The sequence below is a fragment of the Yoonia sp. R2-816 genome (assembly GCF_046762905.1).
Classification (GTDB): Bacteria; Pseudomonadota; Alphaproteobacteria; order Rhodobacterales; family Rhodobacteraceae; genus Yoonia.
The window spans coordinates 1-4,897 of the sequence record NZ_JBKQXN010000341.1 but is presented as its reverse complement, the minus strand read 5'-3'; the positions used below and the strand labels follow the sequence as shown (position 1 = coordinate 4,897).

The following is a 4,897-nucleotide window of genomic DNA, read 5'->3' as shown; positions in this document are numbered from 1 at the left end:
CTTGCGTGTCAGGCCACTCGTCAGCGCGATCCGCACCGCATCAGCACGGAATTCGTCCGTCCGTTTCAGTCCCATAGTTCGTCTCCTTTGTTGCAATAAATGCTATCAAAGGAGCGGCATCAAACCGCGACACGTCCAAGGCCGAAGTAACGCGGTTGCGCCTGTCCAGACGAGACGCACCTCCACAAACAAACGCTGAGTAAGGGCTAACTTGTCTGGGCCTTAAAATGCGGGCAAGGTGCGCAGACTGCTCCGATCTCTTGAAAGGTCGACAATTTGCCCAATACTATCGATGCAGAAGCCCTTCTAAACTCCGTCCTGGACGCTCTACCTGACGCCGTTATCACAATCACCGAAGAAGGTCTGATAGCGTCATACAGCCATGCGGCCGAGCGCATGCTTGGATATGCAGCCAGCGAGGTCATTGGCCAGAACGTCAAGATGCTGATGCCTGCTCCATATCGCGATGAACATGACGGCTATATGGACCACTACAAGGCCACGCATCAGAAGAAAATCATTGGTATCGGGCGAGAGGTAGAGGCGCAGCGCAAAGACGGAACAGTGTTCCCAATTCATCTGGCCGTTAGCGAGATGTTTGTGCAGGGTCGTCGCATGTTCACGGGCGTCATACGAGACCAAAGCAAGCTTAAGCAGGCGGAAAGCAGAACCCGTCAGTTTGCTCAAATTGTCGAAGACTCCGTCAACGAAATCTATATCTCGGACGCCGAAACCTATCAGATCGTACACGCCAACCGCGCGGCGCGACTTAATCTTGGATACTCGACCGAAGAAGTGTCCAGTCTGAAGCCTTGGGATTTTGTCCACGGACTCGACCGGGCAAACATCGAAAACCTGCTCGATCCATTAAGAGACGATAGCAAAGAATGGCAGGAATTCGAAACAGTTCAAATTCGCAAGGATGGCTCCACGTATCCCGTCCGAACACAATTGCAGCTACTGAAGACGAAACATCAACCTGTTTTTGTTGCCGTTGTTCAAGACTTGACCGAACTAAGAGCGGAGCGCTCACGTAGCGATCAGTTGGGCGCAATATTGGATCGCTCACTCAACGAGATTTACATGTTTGACGCTGACAGCCTGAGATTTGTACAGGCTAACTTTGGAGCGCGAAAAAACATCGGTTACTCCAGTGAAGAATTGCTGGATATCACACCAGTCGACATCAAACCGGAGATGTCAAAAGACCAGTTTGAACAAGTAATTGCCCCTCTCAGGGATGGGAGCAAAAACCTGCTTACGTTCAGCACCATCCATCAGCGGAAAGACGGCACCACCTACCCTGTAGATGTAACGCTTCAGCTGATGCGTTTTAATGAACACTCCCTGTTTGTGGCGATCATCCGGGATGTGACCGAACAGCTCAAGTTGACCGAGGACTTACGACTACGCGAACGGGCAATTGCAGAAATCGACACCGGGGTTCTCATTACCGATGCCAGGCGCGGGGAAAACGCCATCATATACGCAAATGCCGCTATGGCAAAAATGACAGGGTATGAGGCCGAAGAATTGCTTGGCCGAAACCCTCGTTTTCTGCAGGGTGACGACCGTGATCAGCGAGCGTTGGACAATATCCGTTCGGCCATTTCACAGGCAGTGCCGGTACATGAGACACTGCGCAACTACCGCAAAGACGGTTCTCTCTTTTACGTTGAGGTCACGATATCGCCGATCCGCGATGATGCAGGCGAGGTAACGCATTTCATAGGCGTTCAATCCGACGTCACTGCGAAATTAGACATGGAAGAGCGACTTCGCCATTCGCAAAAGATGGATGCAATTGGTCAACTAACGGGTGGTATTGCGCATGATTTCAACAATTTGCTCACAGTGGTCATCGGCAATAATGAACTGCTTGCTGACCGTCTCAGCGATGATGAGTTTGCCGCGTCGTTGCTGGAAGACGCCACAAGCGCCGCTGAAAGCGGGGCGCAGCTAACAGGTCAGCTCCTATCGTTCGCCCGCCAACAGCCGCTTGCATCGGAAGAAATCGATCTCAATGAGCTCGTACGCAACCTTCGAGATATGCTTGACCGTACGCTTGGTGAGACAATCACACTGAATATCAAGCTAGCAGATGAGCTTGGAAAATCCTTCGCTGACCCGACGCAAGTCCACAACGCGTTGCTCAATCTTGCGATAAACGCGCGTGATGCCATGCCCGATGGCGGCGACCTCACAATCGAAACCAGCAATATAGATTTTGATGCGGAAACGGCGCGCGAACGTGATGAACTTGCACCCGGACGATATACTCGATTGTCCGTCAGCGATACCGGCATTGGTATGCCTCAGGAAGTCCAGTCCCGCGTTCTTGAGCCATTCTTCACTACCAAAGAAGTAGGCAAGGGTACAGGTTTGGGACTGAGCATGGTGCATGGCTTTGCCAAGCAGTCCGAAGGTCACCTTGAAATCTACAGTGAACTTGGTCACGGCACGTCCGTAAGCCTGTATCTTCCTGATGCGGCCAAACTGAAAGATGGTACTGCCGAACATGCTCGGGGTGCTCCGCCTGTTGAAAAGGGCGGTGAGACCATTTTGGTGGTGGAAGATGACCCACGCGTCCGAAAGTTGACAATCAACCGGCTAGATAGTCTGGGATACACCGTACGGGAAGCTGAAACCGGGCATCAAGCACTAGAAGTCTTAGCCGAGACCACTGATGTTGATCTTGTCTTCACAGACATGGTGATGCCAGGCGGCATGTCCGGTGCCGATCTGATTTTAGAAGTGCAGAGATTATACCCACATATCAAATGCATCATTACCTCAGGCTATGCGGAAAAGGGCACCTTGCCCAACGACGGAACTTTGTGGTTGCGTAAACCATATCGGCTTCAGGAACTATCTCAGCTGCTTCGTCAACGGTTGGATTGAACTGACAAACTTGGATATCAAAGCAAGTGGGTCGAAGTTCGGGTGATTGAGCGCCATGGCCAACAGCTACTTCCGTCTGCCCTCCGCAATGACAACGGCAACGTGGGACGGGAACGTCGCTGATGACGCTTATTCTTAAAACCGGACCTTCGCTGCGACTGCTCCAATGTCGCAGAAGGGCTCCGTACTTGTTCAAATCAACGAACCACACAAAAGCTGATCACAATGCATTAACTGTGTTTAGCAACGTGAGGCATGGCAGAGGTTAATAATACCAGGGACACACCGGTGGTTATCAGGTCAAGGCCCAACAGAATGCCCAACAAGACAGTGGACGCCTTGGGCAGCACCGCAAAAATCAGAACACTCAGCCCGATACTGATCAGACCCGACATAAAGACCCAGACTGACCCTTTGATACCGCGCATGTTGAACGCGGATACGCTCTGAGAAACGCCGGTGAGGAGCAGGATTGCAGCAATAACGAATGTGAGCGTTGTCAGCCCTGACGCCGGAAAGACCGAAAAGTATAGTCCGGCGCAAAGTGGAAACATGCCAGCAAACAACATCCAGACAAAGGCTGGTGTCCCCCTAAAAGGTAGTGCCAACAGCACTGCAAGCAGACCGCCAAATGTCAGCACGGTACCGATCAGAAAGATTACTGTGTAAGAACTCACAATCGGCATGACGATTACCAAAGTGCCGAGAACGATCATGGCAAGACCAGTCGCGTACAGCCGTCGTCGCCACTGTTTAACAGCAAATCCGGTGGGGGTCTGCATACTGTCGGCGCGTTGATGTTCCATGCGTTACATCCTCGTTATCGAAATGTTTAGCGTGCGATCAGAAACCGAAAGACCGTTATTCGCTCCAGCCGTGCACATGAACGTCGCGTCCCGAGTGCGCTTTCATGATCTTAACAGCGAGGTCTTCCCTTTCCTTGTCGCGCGTTCGGACCCACATCAGGATCCCGCCGTGCCCGATCTGGTTTTCGTAGTATTCCTTGTGGTGCTTTCCCACACGCCTTGCCAGAAGCGTCCCGATGACCGCAGCCGGGCTGCCGCCGATGGCTACTGCGGCAATCGATGCGGCCGCTGTGCTCGCGGGTGTCAACAAGGCCGTCATGGCAATGGCGGATCCCACAAAGAAGAACCCACCCGCGATAGCGCCTTCAAGCTCCCCGATTGCCTCCTCGGACACGAAATTCGCTCTTGGCGCTCTTGGGTCGTCCTCAAGCTCGGACGCGCGCCAATAGGCTTTGCCTAGCTTTTCTTCTAAGGCTTCCTGGCTTCCCAAAAGACTTATGTCCGAGTGGTGAAACCCCACGGAGCGCAAATCATAAAATGCAGCCTGTTGGGCTTCGAACGTATCAAACACCCCGACAGCTTCGGGAATGTTGATGTAAGTCGTTTTGCTTGCTTTTGCTTCGGTCTCGTCGTCCGCCATTCTGGTCTCCATGTAATGCGCAACAGGGCATTCTGGCGTAGATTATGCGTTCAATTGGGATGAACCTATTGAGATGTCTCAATGGACGGCAGTGAAGCGATCCACTGCTACCTGATCAGATAGGGTTCCAAGTAATACGAGTCTATGGTGGCGCGTTTGGCGAAGATTACGAACGTCACGGACCTCAGATTGGCCTGAACATCCAGTTCTAAACGGCAATAAGACGGCGCCCTTCGCCGGGCGCCGTTTTTCTTGTCACGGCTGAGTCCAAAGCGCCTGCAACGCCGCACGCTGAGGCCACCAAAGCTGCTCGGCAATGACCGCTTCCGCGACTTGGGCTGCGCTGCAGCGTAGAACCCGCCGCAAATGCCAAGTAATGCTGCGTGAGCAAAGGTGGAAAATCCAAGTTCTGCTTTGTCCTGTGTGGATGGTCCCTGCAAAGCAAGACTTTTTTCGAAGCAGTTAGCAATTTGTCAGATACGGTCTTGTGTTCGGCCTGTTCGCGCGGTTCTTAGGTCCGCTGGCCTTGATGGTTTCCGCAGATCAAGTC

At 52.6% G+C, this 4,897-nt stretch carries 3 protein-coding genes; 1 reads left to right on the top strand and 2 read right to left on the bottom strand.

The annotated features are described in order from the left end of the window. Nucleotides 1-276 precede the first annotated feature (276 nt). Nucleotides 277-2,901, top strand: a complete 2,625-nt coding sequence (locus tag ACFWW2_RS25535; protein ID WP_393933282.1) for a PAS domain-containing sensor histidine kinase — start codon at nucleotides 277-279, stop codon at nucleotides 2,899-2,901. 230 nt (nucleotides 2,902-3,131) lie between these two features. Here the strand turns inward: ACFWW2_RS25535 and ACFWW2_RS25530 are convergent, their stop codons facing one another. Further along, complete coding sequence (locus ACFWW2_RS25530; protein WP_393933280.1) at nucleotides 3,132-3,707, bottom strand: HdeD family acid-resistance protein; 576 nt, start codon at nucleotides 3,705-3,707, stop codon at nucleotides 3,132-3,134. Between the two features lie 55 nt (nucleotides 3,708-3,762). Next, nucleotides 3,763-4,347, bottom strand: a complete 585-nt coding sequence (locus ACFWW2_RS25525; RefSeq protein WP_393933278.1) for a hypothetical protein — start codon at nucleotides 4,345-4,347, stop codon at nucleotides 3,763-3,765. Between the last annotated feature and the right edge of the window lie 550 nt (nucleotides 4,348-4,897).